This is a genomic window from Bradyrhizobium sp. STM 3557 (assembly GCF_045571465.1).
Classification (GTDB): domain Bacteria; phylum Pseudomonadota; class Alphaproteobacteria; order Rhizobiales; family Xanthobacteraceae; genus Bradyrhizobium.
The window spans coordinates 444978-465430 of record NZ_CP120697.1 but is presented as its reverse complement, the minus strand read 5'-3'; the positions used below and the strand labels follow the sequence as shown (position 1 = coordinate 465430).

General features: G+C 64.8%; 21 protein-coding genes and 1 tRNA gene. 19 read left to right on the top strand and 3 right to left on the bottom strand.

What is annotated here, in order from left to right:
- Positions 1 to 78: 78 nt before the first annotated feature.
- From P6U24_RS02160 to P6U24_RS02140, 5 genes are all read left to right on the top strand, one after another.
- Complete coding sequence (locus P6U24_RS02160; protein WP_407157577.1) at positions 79 to 378, top strand: DUF2282 domain-containing protein; 300 nt, start codon at positions 79 to 81, stop codon at positions 376 to 378.
- Between the two features lie 48 nt (positions 379 to 426).
- A complete protein-coding gene (locus P6U24_RS02155) occupies positions 427 to 1338 on the top strand; it encodes a DUF692 domain-containing protein (RefSeq protein WP_407157576.1) in 912 nt (303 codons plus the stop codon).
- Positions 1325 to 2149 carry a DNA-binding domain-containing protein gene (locus tag P6U24_RS02150; protein ID WP_407157575.1) on the top strand — a complete coding sequence of 275 codons (825 nt, stop codon included), beginning with the start codon at positions 1325 to 1327 and terminating at the stop codon, positions 2147 to 2149. Before P6U24_RS02155 ends, P6U24_RS02150 begins: the two co-directional genes overlap by 14 nt.
- Positions 2118 to 2624 (top strand): DoxX family protein, encoded by a 507-nt coding sequence (locus P6U24_RS02145; protein ID WP_407157574.1) that lies wholly within the window; start codon positions 2118 to 2120, stop codon positions 2622 to 2624. The genes P6U24_RS02150 and P6U24_RS02145 overlap by 32 nt, the downstream gene beginning before the upstream one ends.
- Positions 2625 to 2806: 182 nt before the next feature.
- Positions 2807 to 3124, top strand: a complete 318-nt coding sequence (locus P6U24_RS02140) for an antibiotic biosynthesis monooxygenase family protein (RefSeq protein ID WP_407157573.1) — start codon at positions 2807 to 2809, stop codon at positions 3122 to 3124.
- A 414-nt stretch (positions 3125 to 3538) separates the two neighbouring features.
- Here the strand turns inward: P6U24_RS02140 and P6U24_RS02135 are convergent.
- Together P6U24_RS02135 and P6U24_RS02130 are read right to left on the bottom strand one after the other, a co-directional pair.
- Positions 3539 to 3628 (bottom strand) — tRNA-Ser (locus P6U24_RS02135).
- A gap of 439 nt (positions 3629 to 4067) precedes the next feature.
- Positions 4068 to 5210, bottom strand: a complete 1143-nt coding sequence (locus P6U24_RS02130; RefSeq protein ID WP_407157572.1) for an ROK family protein — start codon at positions 5208 to 5210, stop codon at positions 4068 to 4070.
- 396 nt (positions 5211 to 5606) lie between these two features.
- On the opposite strand from P6U24_RS02130, the gene rplU reads away from it, so the two are divergent.
- The 3 genes from rplU (at position 5607) to P6U24_RS02115 (ending at position 7139) form a co-directional block, all read left to right on the top strand.
- Complete coding sequence (gene rplU / locus P6U24_RS02125; RefSeq protein WP_407157571.1) at positions 5607 to 5993, top strand: 50S ribosomal protein L21; 387 nt, start codon at positions 5607 to 5609, stop codon at positions 5991 to 5993.
- 124 nt (positions 5994 to 6117) lie between these two features.
- Positions 6118 to 6387 (top strand): 50S ribosomal protein L27, encoded by a 270-nt coding sequence (gene rpmA / locus P6U24_RS02120; RefSeq protein WP_407157570.1) that lies wholly within the window; start codon positions 6118 to 6120, stop codon positions 6385 to 6387.
- Positions 6388 to 6512: 125 nt separating this feature from the next.
- Complete coding sequence (locus P6U24_RS02115; RefSeq protein WP_407157569.1) at positions 6513 to 7139, top strand: GNAT family N-acetyltransferase; 627 nt, start codon at positions 6513 to 6515, stop codon at positions 7137 to 7139.
- 411 nt (positions 7140 to 7550) lie between these two features.
- On the opposite strand, the gene P6U24_RS02110 is transcribed toward P6U24_RS02115, so the two are convergent.
- Positions 7551 to 8468 carry a DMT family transporter gene (locus tag P6U24_RS02110; RefSeq protein WP_407157568.1) on the bottom strand — a complete coding sequence of 306 codons (918 nt, stop codon included), beginning with the start codon at positions 8466 to 8468 and terminating at the stop codon, positions 7551 to 7553.
- Positions 8469 to 8759: 291 nt separating this feature from the next.
- Between P6U24_RS02110 and P6U24_RS02105 the strand changes: the two genes are divergently transcribed.
- The 11 genes from P6U24_RS02105 (at position 8760) to P6U24_RS02055 (ending at position 20359) form a co-directional block, all read left to right on the top strand.
- Positions 8760 to 9239, top strand: coding sequence for a MaoC family dehydratase (locus P6U24_RS02105; RefSeq protein WP_407157567.1), 480 nt, complete (start codon positions 8760 to 8762; stop codon positions 9237 to 9239).
- Positions 9240 to 9359: 120 nt separating this feature from the next.
- Positions 9360 to 10379 (top strand): patatin-like phospholipase family protein, encoded by a 1020-nt coding sequence (locus P6U24_RS02100; protein WP_407157566.1) that lies wholly within the window; start codon positions 9360 to 9362, stop codon positions 10377 to 10379.
- Positions 10380 to 10383: 4 nt separating this feature from the next.
- Complete coding sequence (locus P6U24_RS02095; protein ID WP_407157565.1) at positions 10384 to 11835, top strand: GntP family permease; 1452 nt, start codon at positions 10384 to 10386, stop codon at positions 11833 to 11835.
- A gap of 146 nt (positions 11836 to 11981) precedes the next feature.
- Positions 11982 to 13052, top strand: coding sequence for a GTPase ObgE (gene obgE, locus P6U24_RS02090; protein ID WP_407157564.1), 1071 nt, complete (start codon positions 11982 to 11984; stop codon positions 13050 to 13052).
- 85 nt (positions 13053 to 13137) lie between these two features.
- Positions 13138 to 14280, top strand: coding sequence for a glutamate 5-kinase (gene proB, locus P6U24_RS02085; RefSeq protein ID WP_407157563.1), 1143 nt, complete (start codon positions 13138 to 13140; stop codon positions 14278 to 14280).
- Between the two features lie 71 nt (positions 14281 to 14351).
- Positions 14352 to 15644 (top strand): glutamate-5-semialdehyde dehydrogenase, encoded by a 1293-nt coding sequence (locus tag P6U24_RS02080; RefSeq protein ID WP_407157562.1) that lies wholly within the window; start codon positions 14352 to 14354, stop codon positions 15642 to 15644.
- 126 nt (positions 15645 to 15770) lie between these two features.
- Positions 15771 to 16349 carry a nicotinate-nucleotide adenylyltransferase gene (locus P6U24_RS02075; RefSeq protein WP_407160739.1) on the top strand — a complete coding sequence of 193 codons (579 nt, stop codon included), beginning with the start codon at positions 15771 to 15773 and terminating at the stop codon, positions 16347 to 16349.
- Between the two features lie 261 nt (positions 16350 to 16610).
- Positions 16611 to 16967, top strand: a complete 357-nt coding sequence (rsfS, locus tag P6U24_RS02070; protein ID WP_407157561.1) for a ribosome silencing factor — start codon at positions 16611 to 16613, stop codon at positions 16965 to 16967.
- Between the two features lie 62 nt (positions 16968 to 17029).
- Positions 17030 to 17512, top strand: a complete 483-nt coding sequence (rlmH, locus tag P6U24_RS02065; protein ID WP_407160738.1) for a 23S rRNA (pseudouridine(1915)-N(3))-methyltransferase RlmH — start codon at positions 17030 to 17032, stop codon at positions 17510 to 17512.
- Between the two features lie 31 nt (positions 17513 to 17543).
- A complete protein-coding gene (locus P6U24_RS02060) occupies positions 17544 to 18971 on the top strand; it encodes a murein hydrolase activator EnvC family protein (RefSeq protein ID WP_407157560.1) in 1428 nt (475 codons plus the stop codon).
- On the top strand, positions 18968 to 20359 hold the full coding sequence (locus P6U24_RS02055; protein WP_407157559.1) for a S41 family peptidase: 1392 nt from the start codon (positions 18968 to 18970) through the stop codon (positions 20357 to 20359). Before P6U24_RS02060 ends, P6U24_RS02055 begins: the two co-directional genes overlap by 4 nt.
- Positions 20360 to 20453 lie beyond the last annotated feature (94 nt).

The following is a 20453-nucleotide window of genomic DNA, read 5'->3' as shown; positions in this document are numbered from 1 at the left end:
GGCAGCCGTGAGCGAAACGAACGAGACGAGGCGCCCCCTTTCGCCGAGGAGGCGACGCAAACCGAAGTGGAGAAATCAATGAAGATTATTGTCAGCTCGCTCGTCCTCGCGGGCGCCGTGACGACTGCGCTCGCGACTGTTGCCGCCGCCGGTCCCCTGACTAAGGCTGAAGCCGATGCCGCGGTCGCCGCGCACAAGGAGAAATGCTTTGGTATCGCCCTGAAGGGTCAGAACGACTGCGCCGCCGGTCCCGGCACCACCTGCCAGGGCACCTCGACCGTCGACTTCCAGGGCAACGCCTGGAAGTTCGTGCAGGGCGGCACCTGCACCAGCATCCAGCTTCCGAATGGCAAGACCGGTTCGCTCAAGCCGATCTAACCGGTTCGGCGGCCGATCAACACGATAGCGGGAAGGCGGAGAGACGACATGACTGCAGCGGTCTCGCCCGGGTTACTTGCAACCGAGGCTCCTCGCTTTCCTGCGCTTCGGGTGTGCGGGCTTGCCGGTAGCAGCTTCAAGCCCGAGCACCTCAGAGCGATCCTTGACGAGGGAAAGCAGCGCGGCTTCTTCGAAGTCCATGCCGAAAATTACATGGGAGCTGGGGGCCCGCCACACCGCGCCCTGGAAGCCGTGCGCCGCGACCATCCGATATCGCTGCATGGCGTCTGCATGTCGATCGGGGGGTCGGAGCCTCTCGACAAGACTCATCTTGCGCGCTTCCGCGCACTGGTGGAGCGCTACGAGCCCGCGCTGGTGTCTGAGCATCTGGCCTGGTCGACTCACCAGGCCACCTACTTCAACGATCTGTTGCCGCTGCCGTACACCGACGCGACGCTTAGTCGCGTCTGCGATCATATCAACCAGGTGCAGGATGCGATCTGGCGACCGCTTCTGCTGGAGAACCCCTCCACCTATTTGGCGTTCACCGAATCGACGATGAAAGAGACGGAATTCATCGGGCGCGTCGCGGAGCGCACCGAATGCGGCCTGTTGCTCGACATCAACAACGTGTTCGTCTCCGCGATCAACCATGGATTCTCCGCGGTCGACTATCTCTCGGACTTTCCGCTTGCACGCGTCGGCGAGATCCATCTTGCAGGCCATGCTGAGCAAACCGACGACGAGGGTGACCTCCTCCTGATCGACAGCCACGACAGACCAGTCGCTGACGCCGTATGGAAACTATACGAGATCATCATCGGACGATGTGGTCCCGTTCCGACTTTGATCGAGTGGGACAGCAACATTCCCGATTGGTCCGTCCTGAAGGCCGAAGCCGCAGCCGCGCAAGCGATTCTGGACCGTCACCAGAGAGATGTGCGTCATGCTGCCGCTTGAGCTGGAATTAATGTCATACACGGCGTTTGCCTCGGCCCTTGTCGATCCAACGCACGCGACGCCTCCAATTGTTACCGGCCCTGCGGGTAAGAGCGCGGCAAAGCGCTACAACATCTATCGCAACAACGTCACGGTCAGTCTCATCAACGCGCTCGCCGCCGTCTACCCGGCAGTTCAACGCCTCACCGGGGTCGACTTCTTTCGCGCCATGGCGCGCTTCCACATCCGCGCTACTCCGCCGACCTCACCACTCTTGTTCGAATATGGTCGCGACTTTCCGGCGTTCATCGAGACGTACGAATACGCGCGGGATCTGCCCTGGCTTGCGGACGTGGCGCGGATTGAGCGGGCTTGGCTCGACGCGTACCACGCGGCCGATACCGTGCCGCTGTCTGCGGACGCGCTCGCGCTGGTCCCGCCGCAGCGGCTGGCGGATGTCGTTTTCACCGCGCATCCCGCAGCAGCAATCGTTCGCTCGCCTTTCGCGGCAGTGACGATCTTCGCCGCCAATCGCGGCGAGCGGGCTCCGGATCAAATCGATGCAGGCACGCCGGAAGATGCCTTGATCACCCGGCCTGAGCTGGACGTGATCGTCCGTCATCTGCCTGAGGGGGGCGCCGTATTTCTAACAAGCCTGATGTCGGGCCAGACACTCGGCCTCGCCGCTGCGTCGGCGCTGCAGTCCTCGGCTTCCTTCGACATCGCGAGCAATATCGCCGGCATGATCGAGGCGGGCGTTTTTACATCATTTTTACATCAATCGATTTTGGAGGAGCATGATGGCCATCGATCAGCATTATGGCGCGGGTGAGCGCTTCCGCCTGGACCATATCGCGGATAAGGCCGAGCACTTGATCCAGACGATCGCGCTGCCATCGCTGGTTCAATTCGTGATGCGCCTGGCGCTGGCGGTGCCGTTCTGGAAATCCGGCGTCCTGAAATGGACTGGCTTCCTCAAGCTCAGCGACACCGCGGTAACGCTGTTCACTGACGAATTCATGCTGCACCTGCCCGGCGGGCCCTATCACTATCCCGCACCCGCGGCGATGGCGTTCCTGTCCGGATGCGGCGAGATTACGTTTCCGGTTCTGCTGATACTCGGCCTCGCAACCCGTTTTGCGGCGCTCGGGCTGTTGTTCATGACCATCATTGTCGAACTCACGGTGCCGGATGGCTGGCCGATCCATCTCACTTGGGCGGCCCTGGCGCTCGGAATTATGGCTTGGGGTCCGGGGCGCATCTCGGTGGATCATCTGGCGCGCGGAATCCTGCTACCCGAGAGGTGAAGAGGTCGAAGATGCGGTCGACGGACAAGTTCGCGGTAAGACCTATAGAGGACGACCAGGTGTTCCGCCCCCACATCGATGCGTCGGACGGAGGTGTAACAAAGCCTGCCGTCGGATCGAACTATCGACGGGTGTGCTTGCGCGTTGGCCGTCGGGAATTCGCTCAACGAAAGGATGGGAACATGATTGGCGAAGTCATCGTGATTGGCGATCTCAAGCGACGGGATGACGCCCCCTTGGATGAATATGGCCGGCTAGCTGAACGCATGTACAGTATTGTCAGCCATCTTCCGGGATTTCTGTCGGTCAAGTCGTTTAAGGCAACCGATGGCGAAGAGGTGACCGTGTTTCGCTTTGCTTCAGAGGAAGCGCTCGAAGCCTGGCGCACTCATCCCGAACATGTGGAGACCATGAAGCGGGGACACGCCGAATTCTACGCCAGCGGATTCTTGCAAATTTGCAAGGTGATTCGGGAAGTCGGCCCCTTTCAGCACTCCTAATGGTAGTCGGTTCGTCTCGCGTACGGGAGGAGATGAACCAACTTCGCGCGGACGGATTACATTCGACCTGACAAGTACTCCGCCCAATCCTTCATGAGCGCGCGCCGGTTCTCGAGCTTTTGCCCGCGCTGGCAGGCTGCCGTGGTCTCGGACCTCTGCTTGTGTGCCCAGCGCTGCCGCGCGGACGCCGTCAACATAGTCCGTGCACTCCTCCGCCCAGGTTGCAAAGGTCGAGCGGAGTCTGCCCGCGATGTGTTCCCCCTGCCAAAACCGTCCTCCGAACCCACGACCAAAACCACGGGTCGCGCGGTGACCAGGGGTAACATCGCGGAACTAGCCGCAACATCCTTCGTTACGCTACTCGTTGTTTTACCTGCACAATCGAACAGTCGGATACAAAGGAGAACAGTGTAATGGCGGAGAGGGAGGGATTCGAACCCCCGATAGGCTTGCACCTATGCCGCATTTCGAGTGCGGTGCATTCAACCACTCTGCCACCTCTCCAGGCGCAAATCAGGAGCCGCAAGCCCCGTGGTCGGGCGGTGTTCTAGGGCACGATGGCGGGGGTGACAAGGCGGCAGACGCGATAATTCGCAACGAAACCGGCGCGAATCGACCCGTTTGGGTTACGGCCGATCGGCGGGCAAAAATCAAGCCGGCAAAATCAAGCCCGGAGAAGCATGACTGCGGGCTTAATTAAAGAGTGGGACCGCCATACGCGGAGACACAATGGCGGTCCCGTGTCGCGGCATCTTGGGGAGCCGAACGGAAGAGACGGGGGTCAATCCGGCCGGCCTGCGCGACGGGAACGACCGTGGGCCATCGATACGTGCGGTGCAACGCAAACCCCTCCTTAACCTAACCAGTCAAGGTTACTGGCTACGGTTTTAGCAGTGCCTCGCTGTTGGGGCCGGTTTAGCGCTGCCCTCGGCGTGCACGCGCCTCAATCCTTCGCCTTCTTCTTAGCGGCCTTCTTGTCCTCGGCCTTCTCGTCGTCCTTGTGCTCTCCGCCGCCCTTCTTGCCATTCTCCTTGTGGCGGTTGGTGAAGCGGGCGTTGCCGAGCCCAGTGCCGATGGTCAACACGCCCCAGCGTGTGACATGCTGCATGAAGGGAACTTCGGAGAGCCCCTGCACCACGCCGTCATTGTGCATCAGCACCGTGGTGTCGTGCTCGCCGATCAGCGGGATCGCCTCGACCAGGCTTACCGGCAGGTTGAACTTGCTGCTCTCCCAATTGCCCGGCAGGTTCTGGGCGCCCTTCTCGATGCTGCCGTCCTCGTTGATCACGCCGGGACAGGCGATGCCGATGAAAGGCGCGAGCCGCAGCCCCTCGGTGTCGGCCTCCTCGATCAGGCCCTTCAGCATCTTGACCAGCCCTTTCACCGCGCCCTCCCGGGTCGGCTCGTCATCGGCATGGCGCCACAGATCGGACTTCCAGACCGACGCCTTCGAAAGGTCCTCCGCCTTCTTCCGGCCCGTCTCCACCACGCCGCAGCGGATGTTGGTGCCGCCAATGTCGACCGCCAGAACGCTGTCATGCGCCTCGAAGATCCAGGACGGCGCCAGATGCAGCGCGCCGATCAGGCCGGCCTCATCCGGATGATAGCGGATCGGCACCATGTCGACGCCAAACCCCTCGTCTTTCAGGATGATCTCGGCGCGGGCGATGGCGAGTTCGCCAAGCCGGGAATCGCGGAAGCCGCCGCCGACCACGATGCATTCGGTCTTGGCCCAGGCTTTGGTCTTGAGGAAGCGGCGGGTGACATAGGCCAGTTCCTGGGCGAAATCCTCGATCGCACTGTGCACCACGGCCGAGGCCTCGGTGTCGTCGCTCACCAGGATCGCATCCAGCGTCTTCTTGCTGATCTTATCGGAGGGCTCGTCGCCGAACGGGTCCTCGCCGGACTTGCGCAGCGGCTTGCGCCAATGCTCCAGGATCTTCCGAAACGCGCCCTTGGAGGCCCGGTCGCCGAGGAAGCCATCCTCGTCCTTGAGCTCGATGTTGAAGCTGTCGATGTCGACCGACGGCAGCCGGGTGGCGCCGTGCCGGGCGATCCCGGTGGTGGTAATGACGTCGTCGGCCATGTGTCCTGCCCTGTTTGCGCGGAAATGCTGGGGGCAACGGTCGGGGAACCCGTTGGTTTCATGGAGGCGAATGGGGAGTGGCGAATAGCGAATGGGGACGAGAGCTGGTGTTTTCGCCGGCATTCTTCCCTGTTCGCTATTCCCTACTCGCTATTCGCGCCCGGTTTACCTTGACTCCAGAACGCCAGCGGCTATAAGTCCGCCTTCGACCGGCGCGGGCGTTCTCGCGCCGCTTGTCGTTTGCGCGGATGTCGCGGGGTGTTCCTGCAGTGCGCGCAAAGATGGATCGGGCGCCAAGCCCGGCCTGCAAGACTCTGAACCATTAACGACTGAACAAGAAGCCGACCCGGGGCCAGCGCGCTCTGAGGCCGGGATCGAACACGAAGGACAACAACGATGTTCGCAGTCATCAAGACCGGCGGCCGGCAATACCGCGTCGCTCCGGATGATGTGCTCGAGATTGGCAAGATCGAAGGCGAGGTCGGCACCATCGTGCAGCTCGCCGAGGTGCTGGTGGTCGGCGGCGATACGCCGGTGCTGGGTGCGCCCACGGTGGCCGGCGCCTCCGTCGCGGCTGAGGTGCTGCAGCACAAGCGCGGTCCGAAGGTGATCGCGTTCAAGAAGCGCCGTCGCAAGAACTCGCGCCGCAAGCGCGGCTACCGCGACGAGCTGACGGTGCTGCGGGTGACCGAGATTCTGACCGACAAAAAGAAGCCGAGCGTCGGTCCGCGGCCGAAAAAGGCGAAGGCAGAGCCGAAGGCCGAGGCGGCGTCCGCCGAGTGAGGCTTTGAGAGCGGCGCGAGAGCGCCGGTTGCGACAGAATTTGCGCGCGACGTTCGCGCGCTACAAATCGTGAATGATTCCTTCAAGGAATTGATCTAGAGATCATCGAGATCGGAGACGGGCCATGGCTCACAAAAAAGCAGGCGGATCCTCGCGCAACGGGCGCGATTCGAAGGGCAAACGCCTCGGCATCAAGGCGTTTGGCGGCGAACTCGTCGTTCCCGGCAACATCATTGCGCGTCAGCGCGGCACGACGTGGCACCCCGGCCTTAATGTTGGCATGGGGACCGATCATACTCTGTTCGCCAAGGTCGAAGGCGTCGTGGAATTCCATGCCAAAGCGAACCGCACGTTCATTTCCGTGCGTCCGGTAGTTGCCGAGGCTGCTGAGTAACGGTGGATTTCAACTCGTCCGCCGGGTCCTGATGAACCGGCGGAGCATGACGTGGCTCCAGGGGAGGCGGGACACCGGCCTCCCCTTTTGTTTTCGATGCGTTTGTTGCGTTGATGGAGCCCGACATGGTGCAGGACATCCCAACATCGATGTTGCGTGAGCAGAGATCGAGCGTGCTCGAGACCGAGCGGCTGACTCTGCGCCCGCCGACCTTGGCCGACGCCCGGGCCATCGCTCGCCTCGCCGACGATCGCCGCATCGCCGTCAACACCCGCCGCCTGCCCCATCCCTATGTCACCGAGGATGCCGTCGACTTCGTGCGTCAGCTCGCCGATGGCGGCCGCGAGACCGCGTTCCTGATCGAGCACCAGCACGAGCCGATCGGCATGGTCGGTGTCGTCTGGCGCGCGCCCGATGCCCCGGAGCTCGGCTATTGGCTCGGCGTCGAACATTGGGGCCGGGGCTTTGCGACCGAGGCCGCGCGGGCAGCGATCGACTTCTTCTTTGAGACGTTCGATGCCGACACACTGTTCGCCTATGCGCGCGTTTCCAATCCGGCTTCCCGCAACGTGCTCGAGAAGTGCGGCTTCCAATGGACCCGCGTCGAGCTGCATCGGTTCGAGGTGCTGGGATCGTCCGCACCGGTCGATTCGTTCCGCCTGTCGCGGAGCGCCTGGTGCGTGCTGAAGAGCTGGGCCGGCGTGCCGCGGTCGGAATGCGACGGAGAGCACGGCCTTACGCCGACGGACTGACCGCCGCACCCTCACGCCTGAGCTTGTGCTCGCGCGCGAAGATCGAGCGCCCCGCACTGATGATGACGATGGCGCCGGCGATCTTGGCCGGCTACACGTCGCAGGCCGGCCATCGCGCCCCAACGACCATCATGTACTAATAAGACGACATAGCGAGGCGAGTGCCGCCACAGCGTGCGATCGATGCAGACCCGCGCAGTCACCGAGATCGGGCGGCGAGATAATAGGCGACGACGCCTAGAGCGGCGCAGGAGAACGGTGGAGGCTCACGGTATCAAAGTACTCGCTTCATCAAAATCCGCGCGCCGTCCAATCTGACTGCAAGGTTCACGGGACCTGACAGGGCGCTTTTCGATCGTGCTCCAGAGTCGAAGCCGGGAACGGCGATCTTTCCTTAGCTGCCTTCCCGGCTCACGCCGGCGGATTGACTGTATTGCCTTCACGCCCGAGCTTGCGCTCGCGCAGGAAAATGTAAAGCCCGGCGCCGATGATGATGACGGCGCCGGCGATCGTGGCCGGCTGCGGCACATCGCCGAACACGAGAAAGCCGAACATCACCGCCCAGACGATCATCGTATACTGATACGGGACCACCACCGAAGCCGGCGCCAGCTTCAGCGACCGATTGACGCAGAACAGCGCTGTCACCGAGATCAGGCCGGCGGCGGCAAACAGCGCCAGGCTGCCTGGCGTCGGCGTCACCCAGCCGAACGGCGCCATCACGGCGCCGAGCAGGAAGGTGCCGACGAATTGCGAGGAGGCCATCACGACGTCGGGGGTCGCGCGCAAGCTGCGCGTGATTAGCATCAGGACCGAGAACGAGAAGCTGCCGCCGAGCGCGATCAGCGCCGGCAGGCTGAACGTCTGCGCCGATGGCCTCAGCGCGATCAGGACGCCACAGAAGCCGACCAGCACCGCGCACCAGCGCCGCCAGCCGACATGCTCGCCGAGCACCAAGGCCGACAGCGCGGTGACGAAGATGGGACCAGCGAGATAATAGGTGACGACGTCAGCGAGCGGCAGATAAACCGTGGCTAGAAAGAATGCCGCGACCTCCAGCGTCGACAGCACGACACGAAACAGCTGCAGCCACGGCCGCTCCAGGTTGCGGAATTGCGCGCGCTGCCGCCAGATCACGGGCGATAGCGCCAGCAGTGCGGCACAGGCGCGCAGCCACAACAATTGCCCGACCGCGTAGGTACCAACCAGGAACTTGCCGAGCGCGTCACCAAACGAGAACATCGAGATCGACAGCAGCATCAAGCCGATGCCGGCCAGCCGCGCGGCGCGCTCGTCATTGTCAACGGAGATGCGGGAGAGGAAGGTCATGATGCCGGCCGCGAAAAGGGACCGTGATGTATCAGGCTCGCCCCGTCCTCTCCAGTGTCATTCCGGCGTACCGTCCTTCCGGCGTCATTCCGGAAGCGGCTCGAAGAGCCGAACCCGGAATCCACTTCGCGGCTTGCTGTGTGGCTTGATGGATTCCGGGCCGCTCCGCGCGTCCCGGAACGACGGCGAATGATCGAAGCGGCCCGCGCCCGGTGATCACGAAGAAATTGATGCGCGCGTCACGGCGCGATAGCGGTCTCGCAACAACGACAGCAGAGCTGAGGAACCGCCATGTCCGACTTCGACCCCACCCATCACCGCATGGTGAGCGAGCAACGCTGGTTCGAGGATTTTGCGATTGGCGAGCGCTTCGTGCTGCCGAGCCGTACCATGACCTCGGCGGTGTTCACGGCGTTCCAGACCGCGAGCGGCGACACCCATCCGGTGCATTATGACGTGGAGTATTGCCGTGCCCGCGGCATGCCGGACCTGCTGGCCCACGGCTTTCAGACGCTGATCCACACCGCGCCCGGCGCCGGGCTGTTTCCATTCCTGGTCGAAGAGTCCCTGATCGGGCTCGTCGAACAATCCTGCAGATTCCTTCAACCTGTCTATGCCGGCGACACCATCTACCCGGCGCTCGAGGTGGCGGAGCTCACGACCGGCCGCACCACCGGTGTGGTCGGCCTGCGCAGCACCGTCTTCAACCAGCGCCGCGATCTGGTGCTGGAGGGGACACAGAAATTCCTGATCCGGCGTCGGCCCACCTGAGCCGGCCGCAGCGCGACGGCCTCGCCATCCGATAGCAACGACTGTAACTTTCTCTCGCAAGTTGGAGCCCTTTGCGACATAGTTCAGCCACGGTTGGTCAGGCAAGGCGGGTAGCCCCCGATGGATCGAAGCCCTGTGCTCATCGATCTGGCCCTCCAGGGCGGGGGCTCGCACGGCGCGTTCACCTGGGGTGTTCTCGACCGGCTGCTCGAAGAACCGTGGCTTCGGATTGCGGGCATCTCCGGGACATCGGCCGGCGCGATGAACGCGGCGGTGCTGGCGCACGGCTGGACCGAGGGCGAGGCCACCGGCGCCCGCGCGGCTCTCGACCGGTATTGGCGGAGCGTCTCGCGCGCCGCCGCCTTCAGCCCGCTGCAACGATCGCCGCTCGACCGCCTGCTGGGGCGATGGTCGATCGACACGTCTCCGGCCTACGTCTTCACCGATCTGCTGTCGCGGGTGCTGTCGCCCTACGATCTCAATCCGCTCGGCTTCCATCCGCTCAGGCAGATCCTGACTGACAGCATCGATTTTGCGCGGCTTGCCGAGGCGCCGATCAAGCTGTTCGTGACGGCCACGCGCGTGCGCACCGGCCGCGGAAGGATCTTCCGCAACGCTGAGATCACGGCCGACGTGCTGCTCGCGTCGGCCTGCCTGCCGACCATGTTTCGCGCCATCGAGATCGAGGGCGAACCCTATTGGGACGGCGGCTACGCCGGCAACCCGACGATCACACCACTCGTCCGTGAGACCGACGCGCGGGACACGATCCTCGTGCAGATCAATCCGACCGAGCGGACGGAGCCGCCGCGCAGCGCCGCCGACATCCTCAACCGGCTCAACGAAATCTCCTTCAACTCGCCGCTCGCAAAGGAGCTGCGGATGATCGCCCTGCTGCGCCAGGTCGTCGACCCCGGCACCGGCGAGGGCGCGCGCTGGGCACAAATGAAGGCCCACCGGATCAAGAGCGACATGCTGGCAACGTTCGGCGCATCATCCAAGCTGAATGCAGAATGGGCCTTCGTCTCCAAACTGCGCGAGGAAGGGCGGCGCGCGGCGAGCGCATTCCTCGATGACCACGGCGCCGATCTCGGCGAGCGTGCCACCGCCGATCTCGATATCCTGCTGGCGGAGTGCTGAGGCAATGGGTCTGTTCGGCATCCTGGTCGGACTGGGCCTGCTGATCTGGCTCGCGTTCCGCGGCTGGAGCGTGCTGCTGCTCGCGCCGCTCTGCGCGCTGATCGCTGCCGCCTTCGGCGGCCAGCCGCTGCTGGCGAGCTGGACCCAGACCTTCATGCGGAGCGCCGCAGATTTTCTCGCCCAGTTCTTTCCGATCTTCCTGCTCGGCGCCATCTTCGGCAAGCTGATGGACGACAGCGGCGCGGTGGCGGCTGTCGCCGAGGTCATCACGCGCCGGCTCGGCGAACGCCGCACCATCCTTGGCGTGGTGCTCGCGGGCGCGCTGGTCACCTATGGCGGCGTCAGCCTGTTCGTCGCGTTCTTCGTGATCGTGCCGATGGCGCAATCGCTGTTTCGCATGGCAGGGATTCCGCGGCGCCTCGTTCCGGCGGCGGTCATCCTGGGCACATCGACTTTCACCATGTCGGCGCTGCCCGGCACGCCCTCGATCCAGAACGCAATCCCGATGCCGTTCTTCGGCACGACGCCATTCGCCGCGCCGGGCCTTGGCATCATCGCCGGGATGATCATGCTCGCCGTCGGGCTGTGGTGGCTGCGTCGCGCCGAGCAGGCCGCGCGCCGCGCCGGCGAGGGTTACGGCGAGGCGCCGGCAACAAGCTCGGGCGCGACCGATGACGAACTGCTGCGCGAGCGGGCCAGCACCGCGCGCGAGTTCGATCCGGCGGAGATTCGCCGCGGTCATCACAGCGCTGCAAAAGTCCCCGCCCTCAATGCATTCCTGCCGCTGATCGTCGTGGTCGCGGTCAATCTGCTGATGTCGCTGCTCATCCTGCCACGTCTCGATGTTTCCTTCCTGGCCGAAGATCGCTGGGGCGGCACGTCATTGACGGCGGTGGCCGGCGTCTGGTCGGTGGTCGTCGCCCTGGCCGGCGCGATCGTGACGGTGATCGTCTGCAACTGGTCGCGGCTGCCCGAGCTGCGGCGAACCATGGACGCAGGCGCCAACGCCTCCGTACTCCCTGCCCTCAGTGTCGCCAGCCTGGTCGGGTTCGGCGCCGTCGTCGCGGCCCTGCCGGCCTTCGACATCGTGCGGGACTGGGTGCTGGGAATCGAGGGCGGTCCGCTGGTGTCGCTGGCTGTCTCCACCAACCTGCTGGCGGCACTGACCGGGTCGGCCTCCGGCGGGCTGACGATTGCGCTCGACGCGCTGGGTGCGACGTACCTCGACATCGCCGAGCAAAGGGGAATCGACCCGGACCTCTTGCACCGAGTGGCCGTGATCGGCTCGGGAACCCTCGACATCCTGCCCCATAATGGCGCGGTGGTGAGCCTGCTCGCGATCTGCGGCCTGACCCACCGCGAGAGCTATTTCGATATCGTGATGGTCGGCATCGTGACCTCCCTGGTCGCACTGGGAGCGGTGATCGTCCTGGGCGAGGCGTTCGGGTCGTTCTGATGCAGCAACAGAACCAGCCTGAATCCCAGGCGAGCCTGCAACAGAGGCACGATTCGCGCCCAGCGCGCGCCCGGATTAAGCTTTCCGGCCGAAATCGCAGGAATCGGCGGTTGCCCCGGCCCTCCGCCTCGCCTACCTAAGACCCCATGAAATTCCTCGATGAAGCCAAGGTCTATGTGCGCTCCGGCGACGGCGGCAACGGTTGCGTTGCGTTCCGGCGCGAGAAGTTCATCGAGTTCGGCGGCCCCACAGGCGGCAATGGCGGCCGCGGCGGTGATGTCATCATCGAGGCTGTCGACGGCCTCAACACCCTGATCGACTACCGCTACCAGCAGCATTTCAAAGCCCAAAAGGGCGAGAACGGCATGGGCAAGGACCGGCACGGCGCCGGCGGCAAGTCCGTGACGCTCAAGGTCCCCGTCGGCACCCAGATTTTCGACGAGGACAAGGAAACCCTGATTCACGATTTTACCGCCCGGGGTGAGACCTTCGTGCTGGCCCATGGCGGCAATGGCGGCTTCGGCAATGCGCATTTCAAGTCACCGACCAACCGCGCCCCGCGCCACGCCAATCCCGGCGCGCCCGGCGAGGAGCGCTGGATCTGGCTGCGGCTGAAGCTGATCGCGGATGCCGGACTGGTCGGGCTGCCGAACGCCGGCAAGTCGACGTTCCTGTCCAAAGTCAGCGCCGCCAAGCCGAAGATTGCTGACTATCCCTTCACCACCCTGCATCCGCAGCTCGGCGTCGTGAATGCCGACGGCCGCGAATTCGTGCTGGCCGACATTCCCGGCCTGATCGAAGGCGCGCATGAGGGCGCCGGCCTCGGCGACCGTTTTCTCGGCCATGTCGAGCGCTGCCGCGTGCTGCTGCACCTGGTCGATGCCACCTGCGAGCACGCCGGCAAGGCCTACAAGACCGTGCGGCACGAGCTCGAAGCCTATGGCGGTCAGCTCGGCGAGAAGGTCGAGATCGTTGCGCTCAACAAGATCGACGCGGTCGAGCCGGACGAGCTGAAGAAGCAGAAGGAGCGGCTGAAGCGGGCCGCGAAGAAGACTCCCCTGCTGCTATCAGGCGTGACCGGTGAGGGCGTCAGGGAGGCCTTGCGCAAGCTCGCCGACGTGGTTGGCGAATCCCCCGTATCCAACAAGGCCAAGAGCGCGATCGAGAGTGCGGCGACCGACGAGCCGTGGGCCGCGCCACCGCCGCCGCAAGGCTGAGCCTACGCTCACGCTTGCCTCGTCACAGCGGCCGCGCGAAGCTCCCGCCGGCGCTGCCAGTACACTTCCGATCGCGACCTCCGTCATGGCCTCTCCCAAACTGGAAAATTTCCGCCGCATCGTCGTCAAGGTGGGCTCCTCGCTGCTGGTCGATTCCGATGCCGGCGAGGTCCACGCCTCCTGGCTTGCGGCGCTCGCCGCCGATATCGCCAAGCTTCACGGCGAGGGCCGCGAGGTGCTGGTCGTCTCCTCGGGCTCGATCGCGCTCGGCCGCAGCCGCTTGAGGCTGCCGCGCGGGCCGCTGAAGCTGGAGGAGAGCCAGGCGGCCGCCGCTGTCGGCCAGATCGCACTGGCGCGGATCTGGTCGGAGGTGCTGGCCGCACACGGCGTCAGTGCCGGGCAGATCTTGGTGACCCTGCAGGATACCGAGGAGCGCCGCCGCTATCTCAATGCCCGCTCGACCATCGGCAAGCTGCTGGAATGGGGCGCGGTGCCCGTGATCAACGAGAACGACACGGTCGCGACCGCCGAGATCCGCTACGGCGACAATGATCGGCTCGCCGCGCGTGTCGCCACCATGGCCAGCGCCGACCTGCTCGTCCTGCTCTCCGACATCGACGGGCTCTACACCGCGCCGCCGGCGCAAGACCCGAATGCGCAGCTCATTCCCGTGGTCGAGACCGTCACCGCCGATATCGAGGCGATGGCCGGCACCGCGGCCTCCGAGCTGTCGCGCGGCGGCATGCGCACCAAGATCGAGGCCGCCAAGATCGCGACCACAGGGGGCACGCACATGCTGATCGCCTCCGGCAAGATCGAACATCCGTTGCAGGCGATCGCCGATGGCGGCCGCTGCACCTGGTTTCTGACTCCGGCCAATCCGGTGACCGCGCGAAAACGCTGGATTGCAGGCTCGCTGGAGCCGAAGGGCACATTGACGATCGACGCCGGTGCCGTCGCGGCGCTGCGCGCCGGCAAGAGCCTGCTGCCGGCCGGCGTGGTCGGGGTCGATGGCCAATTCGCCCGCGGGGATGCCGTCGTGGTGCGCGGGCCGGATCTGCATGAGATCGGCCGCGGCCTCGTCGCCTATGACGCCGATGCCGCCGACCGCATCAAGGGCCGCTCCTCGCCTGACGTCGCCACCATCCTGGGCGTCTCCGGCCGTGCCGAGATGATCCACCGCGACGACCTCGTGATCGGCCCGGCGGGCGTCGGCCCGGCGGCCTGAGCGGCCGCGAGCCTTCGCAGATAGCTGATTTTCGTGCTAGGACACCATCTTAATTCAAGTCTGGAACGCCCATGACCGCTTCGCTCAAAGCCATCGACGGCAACGCCGATCTGCCCGCGCTGATGAACGACCTCGCGGCGCGCGCCCGCGCTGCGGCACGCGTGCTGTCGCTGGCGCCGACCGAGCAGAAGAATGGTGCGCTGGACGCTATGGCGCAGGCGATCCGCGCCAATGCCGCGACGATCCTGGCCGCCAATGCCGAGGATGTCGCGGAGGCCAAGGCCGCCGGCACCACCTCGGCCTTTCTCGACCGCCTGACACTGACGCCGGCGCGCGTCGAGGCGATGGCGGAAGGCATCGAGGCCGTGCGCGCGATATCAGACCCGGTCGGCGTCGTCACCGAGAGCTGGCAGCGCCCGAACGGCATGACCATCGAGCGCGTGCGGGTGCCGCTCGGCGTCATTGCCGTGATCTTCGAAAGCCGGCCGAACGTCGCGGCCGATGCCGGCGTGCTGTGCCTGAAATCCGGCAACGCCGTGATCTTGCGCGGCGGCTCGGATAGCTTCCGCTCCTGCCGCGCCATCCATGATTGCCTGACGCAGGGCCTGCGCGAGGCCGGCCTGCCGGAGGCTGCGATCACGCTGGTGCCGACGCGCGACCGTGCCGCCGTCGGCCTGCTGCTCAGCGGCCTCAATGGCGGTGTCGACGTCATCGTGCCGCGCGGCGGCAAGAGCCTCGTCGCCCGCGTCGAGGCCGAGGCGCGCGTGCCGGTGTTCGCGCATCTCGAAGGCGTCAACCACGTCTACATCGATGGCGCCGCCAAGCTCGATATGGCGAAGTCGATCGTGCTGAACGCCAAGATGCGCCGCACCGGCGTCTGTGGCGCGGCGGAGACCTTGCTGATCGATCGGGCCGCTGCCGGCGCCACGCTCAAGCCGCTGGTCAAAATGCTGCTCGATGCCGGCTGCGAGGTGCGTGGCGATGCGGATGTCCAGCAGGCCGACGCGCGGGTGAAGCCCGCGAGCGAGGATGATTGGGATGCCGAATATCTCGACGCCATCATCGCGGCCAAGGTCGTCGACGGTGTCGATCAGGCGATCGCGCATATCCACGACCACGGCTCGCATCACACCGATGCGATCGTCACCGAGAATGCTGCGGCAGCGGAGAAATTCCTCAACGAAGTGGATTCGGCAATCGTGCTGCACAACGCCTCGACGCAGTTCGCCGATGGCGGCGAGTTCGGCTTCGGCGCGGAGATCGGCATTGCCACCGGCAAGTTTCATGCGCGCGGACCGGTCGGCGTCGATCAGCTCACGAGCTTCAAATACCGCATCCATGGCAGCGGACAGACGCGGCCGTGATGCCCGGGATGGACCGCGCGTGAGCGTCAGGCGCAGCCTTCAGGGCGGGAAGCGGAGACGCCGTTGAACGATCTCCCGGCCGCGCCGCATGCAATGACGCAAGCCTTGCCGCCGCACAGCGACGGCCTGCGCGTCGGCCTGCTCGGCGGCTCCTTCAATCCGCCGCATCTGGCCCATCGCGCGATCAGCCTGTTCGCGCTGAAGCGCCTGAAGCTCGATCGCGTCTGGTGGCTGGTGACGCCCGGCAACCCGCTCAAGGACAATGGCGGCCTGCACGCGCTGGCCGACCGGATGGAGGCGGCCCGCAAGCTGGCGGCAGATCCGCGCATCGACATCTCCTGTCTCGAATCCGTCATCGGCACCCGTTACACTGCGGACACGATCAACTACCTGCGCAAGCGCGCCTCGCGCCTGCGCTTCGTCTGGATCATGGGCGCCGACAACCTCGCGCAGTTCCACCGCTGGCAGAACTGGCAGCGCATTGCCAGCCAGGTCCCGATCGCGGTCATCGACCGCCCACCCCAGAGTTTCCGTGCTCTCTCTGCTCCGGCCGCCCAGGCGCTGGCGAATTATCGGATCCCAGAGACCGAGGCCGGCCGGCTGGCCGACCGGCGCGCCCCGGCCTGGGTGTTCCTCACCGGATTGAAATTGAACCTGTCCTCGACTGGACTGAGGAACCCGGATGGAAGCTGGAAGTCGTCCTGAGGCACTTTCCGCAAAGCCGCTGCTCCGGAAGGGCCAACAAGAAGGTTCGGACAGGGTTACCAAGCTGGAAATAAAGCCGGAAGGAAACCACGGACTGGAATATTGAAACGCTTAACCCCACATGCCTAGAATGCTCTGCGGGCGGATTCGTCGCCTGCGATACAGTGAAAGGAATGGTCCCTGACCACATCTGTATTGTCTCAGTCGGTTTTACCCAAGACTGGCAAGTCGGCGCGTAAAACATCGACCCAAGCTGCGGCCTTGAAGGCGCAACCTGACGCCGACAAGACGCTGAGCACGATCCTCTCCCGCCTCGACGACATGAAGGCGGAAGAGACGGTCACCATCGACCTCCGCGGCAAATCCGCTTACTCCGACTACATGGTCATCTCGACCGGCCGCTCGAACCGGCATGTCGGCTCGATCGCGGAGACCGTCGCCAAGGGCCTGAAGGAAGCCGGTCTCAAGAACATCCATATCGAGGGCTTGCCCAACTGCGATTGGGTGTTGATCGATTCCGGCGACGTGATCGTTCACGTGTTCAGGCCGGAGGTCCGCGAGTTCTACAACCTCGAGCGGATGTGGACTCAGGGGCCGAAGCCCGCCAAGACGGTCTGAACAAGGCAGTCTGACGCGGCGGCCGATGTCATTTGACGGCAGCGCATGCTACCTGCATGCGCATGCGTGTCATCGTCGTTGCCGTCGGCCGTCTCAAGCAGGGTCCCGAGCGTGAGCTCGCCGAGCGCTATCGCGAGCGGTTCGACGATATCGGCCGCAAGCTCGGCTTTCGCAGCATCGACATTCATGAGATTCCGGAAAGCCGGGCGCGCGACACCGCCACCCGGATCGCCGAAGAGGCCGCCGCCATCACCGCCGCAATCCCGGAGAAATCCGTGCTTGTCACGCTCGACGAACGCGGCCAGAACATTGATAGCGCCGCCTTTGCCGGTCATCTCGGCCGCTGGCGTGACGAATCCGTAACAAATGCTGTGTTCGTGATCGGCGGCGCCGACGGACTTTCGCCCGAATTGCAGCGCAAGGCGAAGCTCAAGGTTGCGTTTGGGGCTGCAACCTGGCCGCATCAGATCGTACGCGTCCTGCTTCTGGAGCAGCTTTACCGGGCCGCCACGATTCTGGCAGGCCACCCCTATCACCGCGCCTGATGAGCGCGAGACGAGCACATTTAAGGAACTGATGTCCGCTGCGCGGCCCTTCCGATCCTCTCATTCCGGCACCGGCCGCAGCGCCTGGCCGAAGATCGGCGCGTTTCGGACCTTCAGCTTGCCGGCGCTCGCCCTGCCCACGGCGATCTCGACCAGCGTCCTGATCGGATTTGCGCCCGCCATCGGACAGAACGCGTTACGCCCCTCGATTTCAGGCGCGCCCGGCCCCACTGCGGGGCCCGCAGCGCCAGCTTCGGCCGAGGAGCTGAAGCAGCGCGCGCAGGAGCTCGAGGCCGCCCGCGCGGCGCAGAAGAGTGCCGCGGAGGCGCAGGAGCGTCTCAAGGCCGACATCGCCCAGATCGGGCAGGATCGCAGCAAGCTCAACCAGCAATTGATCGATGTCGCAGGGCAGGTGCGCAGCGTCGAGGGCCGCATCGGCGAGGCGGAAATCCGGCTGCAGGGGCTCGATTCGCGTGAGCAGGAGATCCGCTCCTCGCTCGACTCGCGCCGGGCCGAGATCGTCGAGGTGCTGGCGGCGCTGCAGCGCGCCGGGCGCCGGACGCCGCCCGCGCTTCTGGTCCGCCCCGAGGACGCGCTGCAGTCGCTGCGCACGGCGATGCTGCTGGGTTCGGTGGTGCCTGAGATGCGGACCCGCGCCGAAAAGCTGTCGGCCGATCTCGGCGAGCTGGTATCCCTGCACAAGAGCATCGCAGCCGAGCGCGATTCGCTCGCGCAGGATCGCGATAAGCTCAAGAACGATCAGGTGCGGCTCGGCGTGCTGATCGAGGAGCGCCAACGCAAGCAGGCGAGCGCCGAGAAGGACATGCAGGCCGAGAGCGCCCGGGCGGTGGCGCTAGCGCAGCAGATCGACAATCTGCAGGGCCTGATCTCCACCATGGAGCAGGACGTCAAGTCCGCCGCGAAGGCCGCCGTCAATGCGAGCCTGCAGGGTGTTCCGATCAACAACAAGCCGGACGCCAATGCACTGAAGAACCCCGGCCGCAAGAGTCCGGCGATCGCCTTTGCATCGACCAAAGGCATGCTCGCCTTTCCCGTGAACGGAACCAAGATTCGAGAATTCGGTGGTTCCGATGGGGCAGGCGGCGTCAACAAAGGTATCTCGCTGGCGACCCGGCCGAACGCCCAGGTCACAACCCCGTGTGACGGCTGGGTTGTGTATGCCGGTCCCTTCCGCAGCTACGGACAACTCTTGATCCTCAATGCCGGGGGCGGGTATCATGTCCTGATCGCCGGGATGGAGCGCATTTCCGTCACTATCGGGCAGTTTGTTCAGACGGGAGAGCCGGTCGCGACCATGGGATCGACTTCCCAGATCGCCTCCATTCTCGCTACCAATGCGAGTCAACCAGTGCTCTACGTTGAGTTCCGGAAAGACGGTACCCCAATCGATCCAGGCCCATGGTGGGCCACAAACGAAGGCGAGAAGGTTCGCGGATGATGCGTAAGACTTCGGTAATTCTCCTGAGCATGGCAACCGGTGCGGCACTGACCTTGTTCGCCACCCAGCCACGCGCGGTGCTGATGGGATCGACTGCGCGCGCTGCGACCGCCGATACCTATCGCCAGCTCAACCTGTTCGGCGATGTCTTCGAGCGGGTCCGCAGCGACTACGTCGAAAAGCCCGACGACTCCAAGCTGGTCGAGTCGGCGATCAGCGGCATGCTGTCCGGCCTCGATCCGCATTCGAGCTACATGGACGCCAAGAGCTTCCGTGACATGCAGGTGCAGACCCGCGGCGAGTTCGGCGGGCTCGGCATCGAGGTCACAATGGAAGACGGCCTGATCAAGGTGGTGTCGCCGATCGACGACACGCCGGCATCGAAGGCCGGCATCCAGGCCAACGACATCATCACCAATCTCGACGACGAGGCCGTGCAGGGCCTGACCCTGAACCAGGCTGTCGAGAAGATGCGCGGTCCGGTCGGCACCAAGATCAAGCTCAAGGTCATCCGCAAGGGCGCCGACAATCCGCTCGACATCACCTTGATGCGCGACAACATCCGCGTCCGGTCGGTGCGCTCGCGCATCGAAGCCGACGACATCGCCTATATCCGCATCACCACGTTCAACGAACAGACCACCGAAGGCCTGAAGAAGAGCATCGCCGACCTGCAGAGCCAGGTTGGCGACAAGCTGAAGGGCTATATCATCGACCTGCGCAACAATCCGGGCGGCCTGCTCGAGGAGGCGGTGACTGTCTCCGACACCTTCCTGGAGCGCGGCGAAATCGTCTCGACCCGCGGCCGCAATGCCGAGGAAACCCAGCGCCGCTCGGCGCATCCGGGCGACCTCACCAAGGGCAAGCCGGTGATCGTGCTGATCAATGGCGGCTCGGCCTCGGCCTCGGAGATCGTGGCCGGCGCGTTGCAGGACCACAAGCGCGCGACACTGGTCGGCACCCGCTCGTTCGGCAAGGGTTCGGTGCAGACCATCATCCCGCTCGGCGCCGGCAATGGCGCACTGCGGCTTACCACGGCGCGCTACTACACGCCGTCGGGCAAGTCGATCCAGGCCAAGGGCATCGTGCCTGACATCGAGGTGCTGCAGGACGTACCGGACGAGCTGAAGTCGCGCACCGACACCAAGGGCGAGGCCTCGCTGCGCGGACATCTGAAGAACGACGGCGACGAGAAGACCGGTTCGCAATCCTATGTGCCGCCGGATGCGAAGGACGACAAGGCGCTGAAGATGGCCGACGACCTGCTGCACGGCATCAAGAGCAGTTCCTCGGCCAACCCTGCAGCTCCTGCGGCGAACGATAACGCGACCGCCGACAAGGCCGCCGGCGATCAATCGTCCCGCGCCGACAAGCCAAAGGCGAACTGAGCAACGCCGCGGCCATTCCGGCGACAAAGATCGTCGGCTCGGAAGAACTCATCGAACCAAAGGGCGGCCGTCGGGCCGCCCTTTTTGCTAGAGC

What these genes read in the sequence shown, in the direction of transcription:
- obgE (WP_407157564.1), top strand. Translation starts at nt 11,982, where the DNA reads ATGAAATTCCTCGATGAAGCCAAGGTCTATGTGCGCTCCGGCGACGGC.
- P6U24_RS02150 (WP_407157575.1), top strand. Translation starts at nt 1,325, where the DNA reads ATGCTGCCGCTTGAGCTGGAATTAATGTCATACACGGCGTTTGCCTCG.
- P6U24_RS02080 (WP_407157562.1), top strand. Translation starts at nt 14,352, where the DNA reads ATGACCGCTTCGCTCAAAGCCATCGACGGCAACGCCGATCTGCCCGCG.
- P6U24_RS02155 (WP_407157576.1), top strand. Translation starts at nt 427, where the DNA reads ATGACTGCAGCGGTCTCGCCCGGGTTACTTGCAACCGAGGCTCCTCGC.
- rlmH (WP_407160738.1), top strand. Translation starts at nt 17,030, where the DNA reads ATGCGTGTCATCGTCGTTGCCGTCGGCCGTCTCAAGCAGGGTCCCGAG.
- P6U24_RS02110 (WP_407157568.1), bottom strand. Translation starts at nt 8,468, where the DNA reads ATGACCTTCCTCTCCCGCATCTCCGTTGACAATGACGAGCGCGCCGCG.
- P6U24_RS02095 (WP_407157565.1), top strand. Translation starts at nt 10,384, where the DNA reads ATGGGTCTGTTCGGCATCCTGGTCGGACTGGGCCTGCTGATCTGGCTC.
- P6U24_RS02130 (WP_407157572.1), bottom strand. Translation starts at nt 5,210, where the DNA reads ATGGCCGACGACGTCATTACCACCACCGGGATCGCCCGGCACGGCGCC.
- P6U24_RS02060 (WP_407157560.1), top strand. Translation starts at nt 17,544, where the DNA reads ATGTCCGCTGCGCGGCCCTTCCGATCCTCTCATTCCGGCACCGGCCGC.
- P6U24_RS02140 (WP_407157573.1), top strand. Translation starts at nt 2,807, where the DNA reads ATGATTGGCGAAGTCATCGTGATTGGCGATCTCAAGCGACGGGATGAC.
- P6U24_RS02145 (WP_407157574.1), top strand. Translation starts at nt 2,118, where the DNA reads ATGGCCATCGATCAGCATTATGGCGCGGGTGAGCGCTTCCGCCTGGAC.
- proB (WP_407157563.1), top strand. Translation starts at nt 13,138, where the DNA reads ATGGCCTCTCCCAAACTGGAAAATTTCCGCCGCATCGTCGTCAAGGTG.
- P6U24_RS02105 (WP_407157567.1), top strand. Translation starts at nt 8,760, where the DNA reads ATGTCCGACTTCGACCCCACCCATCACCGCATGGTGAGCGAGCAACGC.
- P6U24_RS02115 (WP_407157569.1), top strand. Translation starts at nt 6,513, where the DNA reads ATGGTGCAGGACATCCCAACATCGATGTTGCGTGAGCAGAGATCGAGC.
- P6U24_RS02160 (WP_407157577.1), top strand. Translation starts at nt 79, where the DNA reads ATGAAGATTATTGTCAGCTCGCTCGTCCTCGCGGGCGCCGTGACGACT.
- P6U24_RS02100 (WP_407157566.1), top strand. Translation starts at nt 9,360, where the DNA reads ATGGATCGAAGCCCTGTGCTCATCGATCTGGCCCTCCAGGGCGGGGGC.
- P6U24_RS02055 (WP_407157559.1), top strand. Translation starts at nt 18,968, where the DNA reads ATGATGCGTAAGACTTCGGTAATTCTCCTGAGCATGGCAACCGGTGCG.
- rpmA (WP_407157570.1), top strand. Translation starts at nt 6,118, where the DNA reads ATGGCTCACAAAAAAGCAGGCGGATCCTCGCGCAACGGGCGCGATTCG.
- rplU (WP_407157571.1), top strand. Translation starts at nt 5,607, where the DNA reads ATGTTCGCAGTCATCAAGACCGGCGGCCGGCAATACCGCGTCGCTCCG.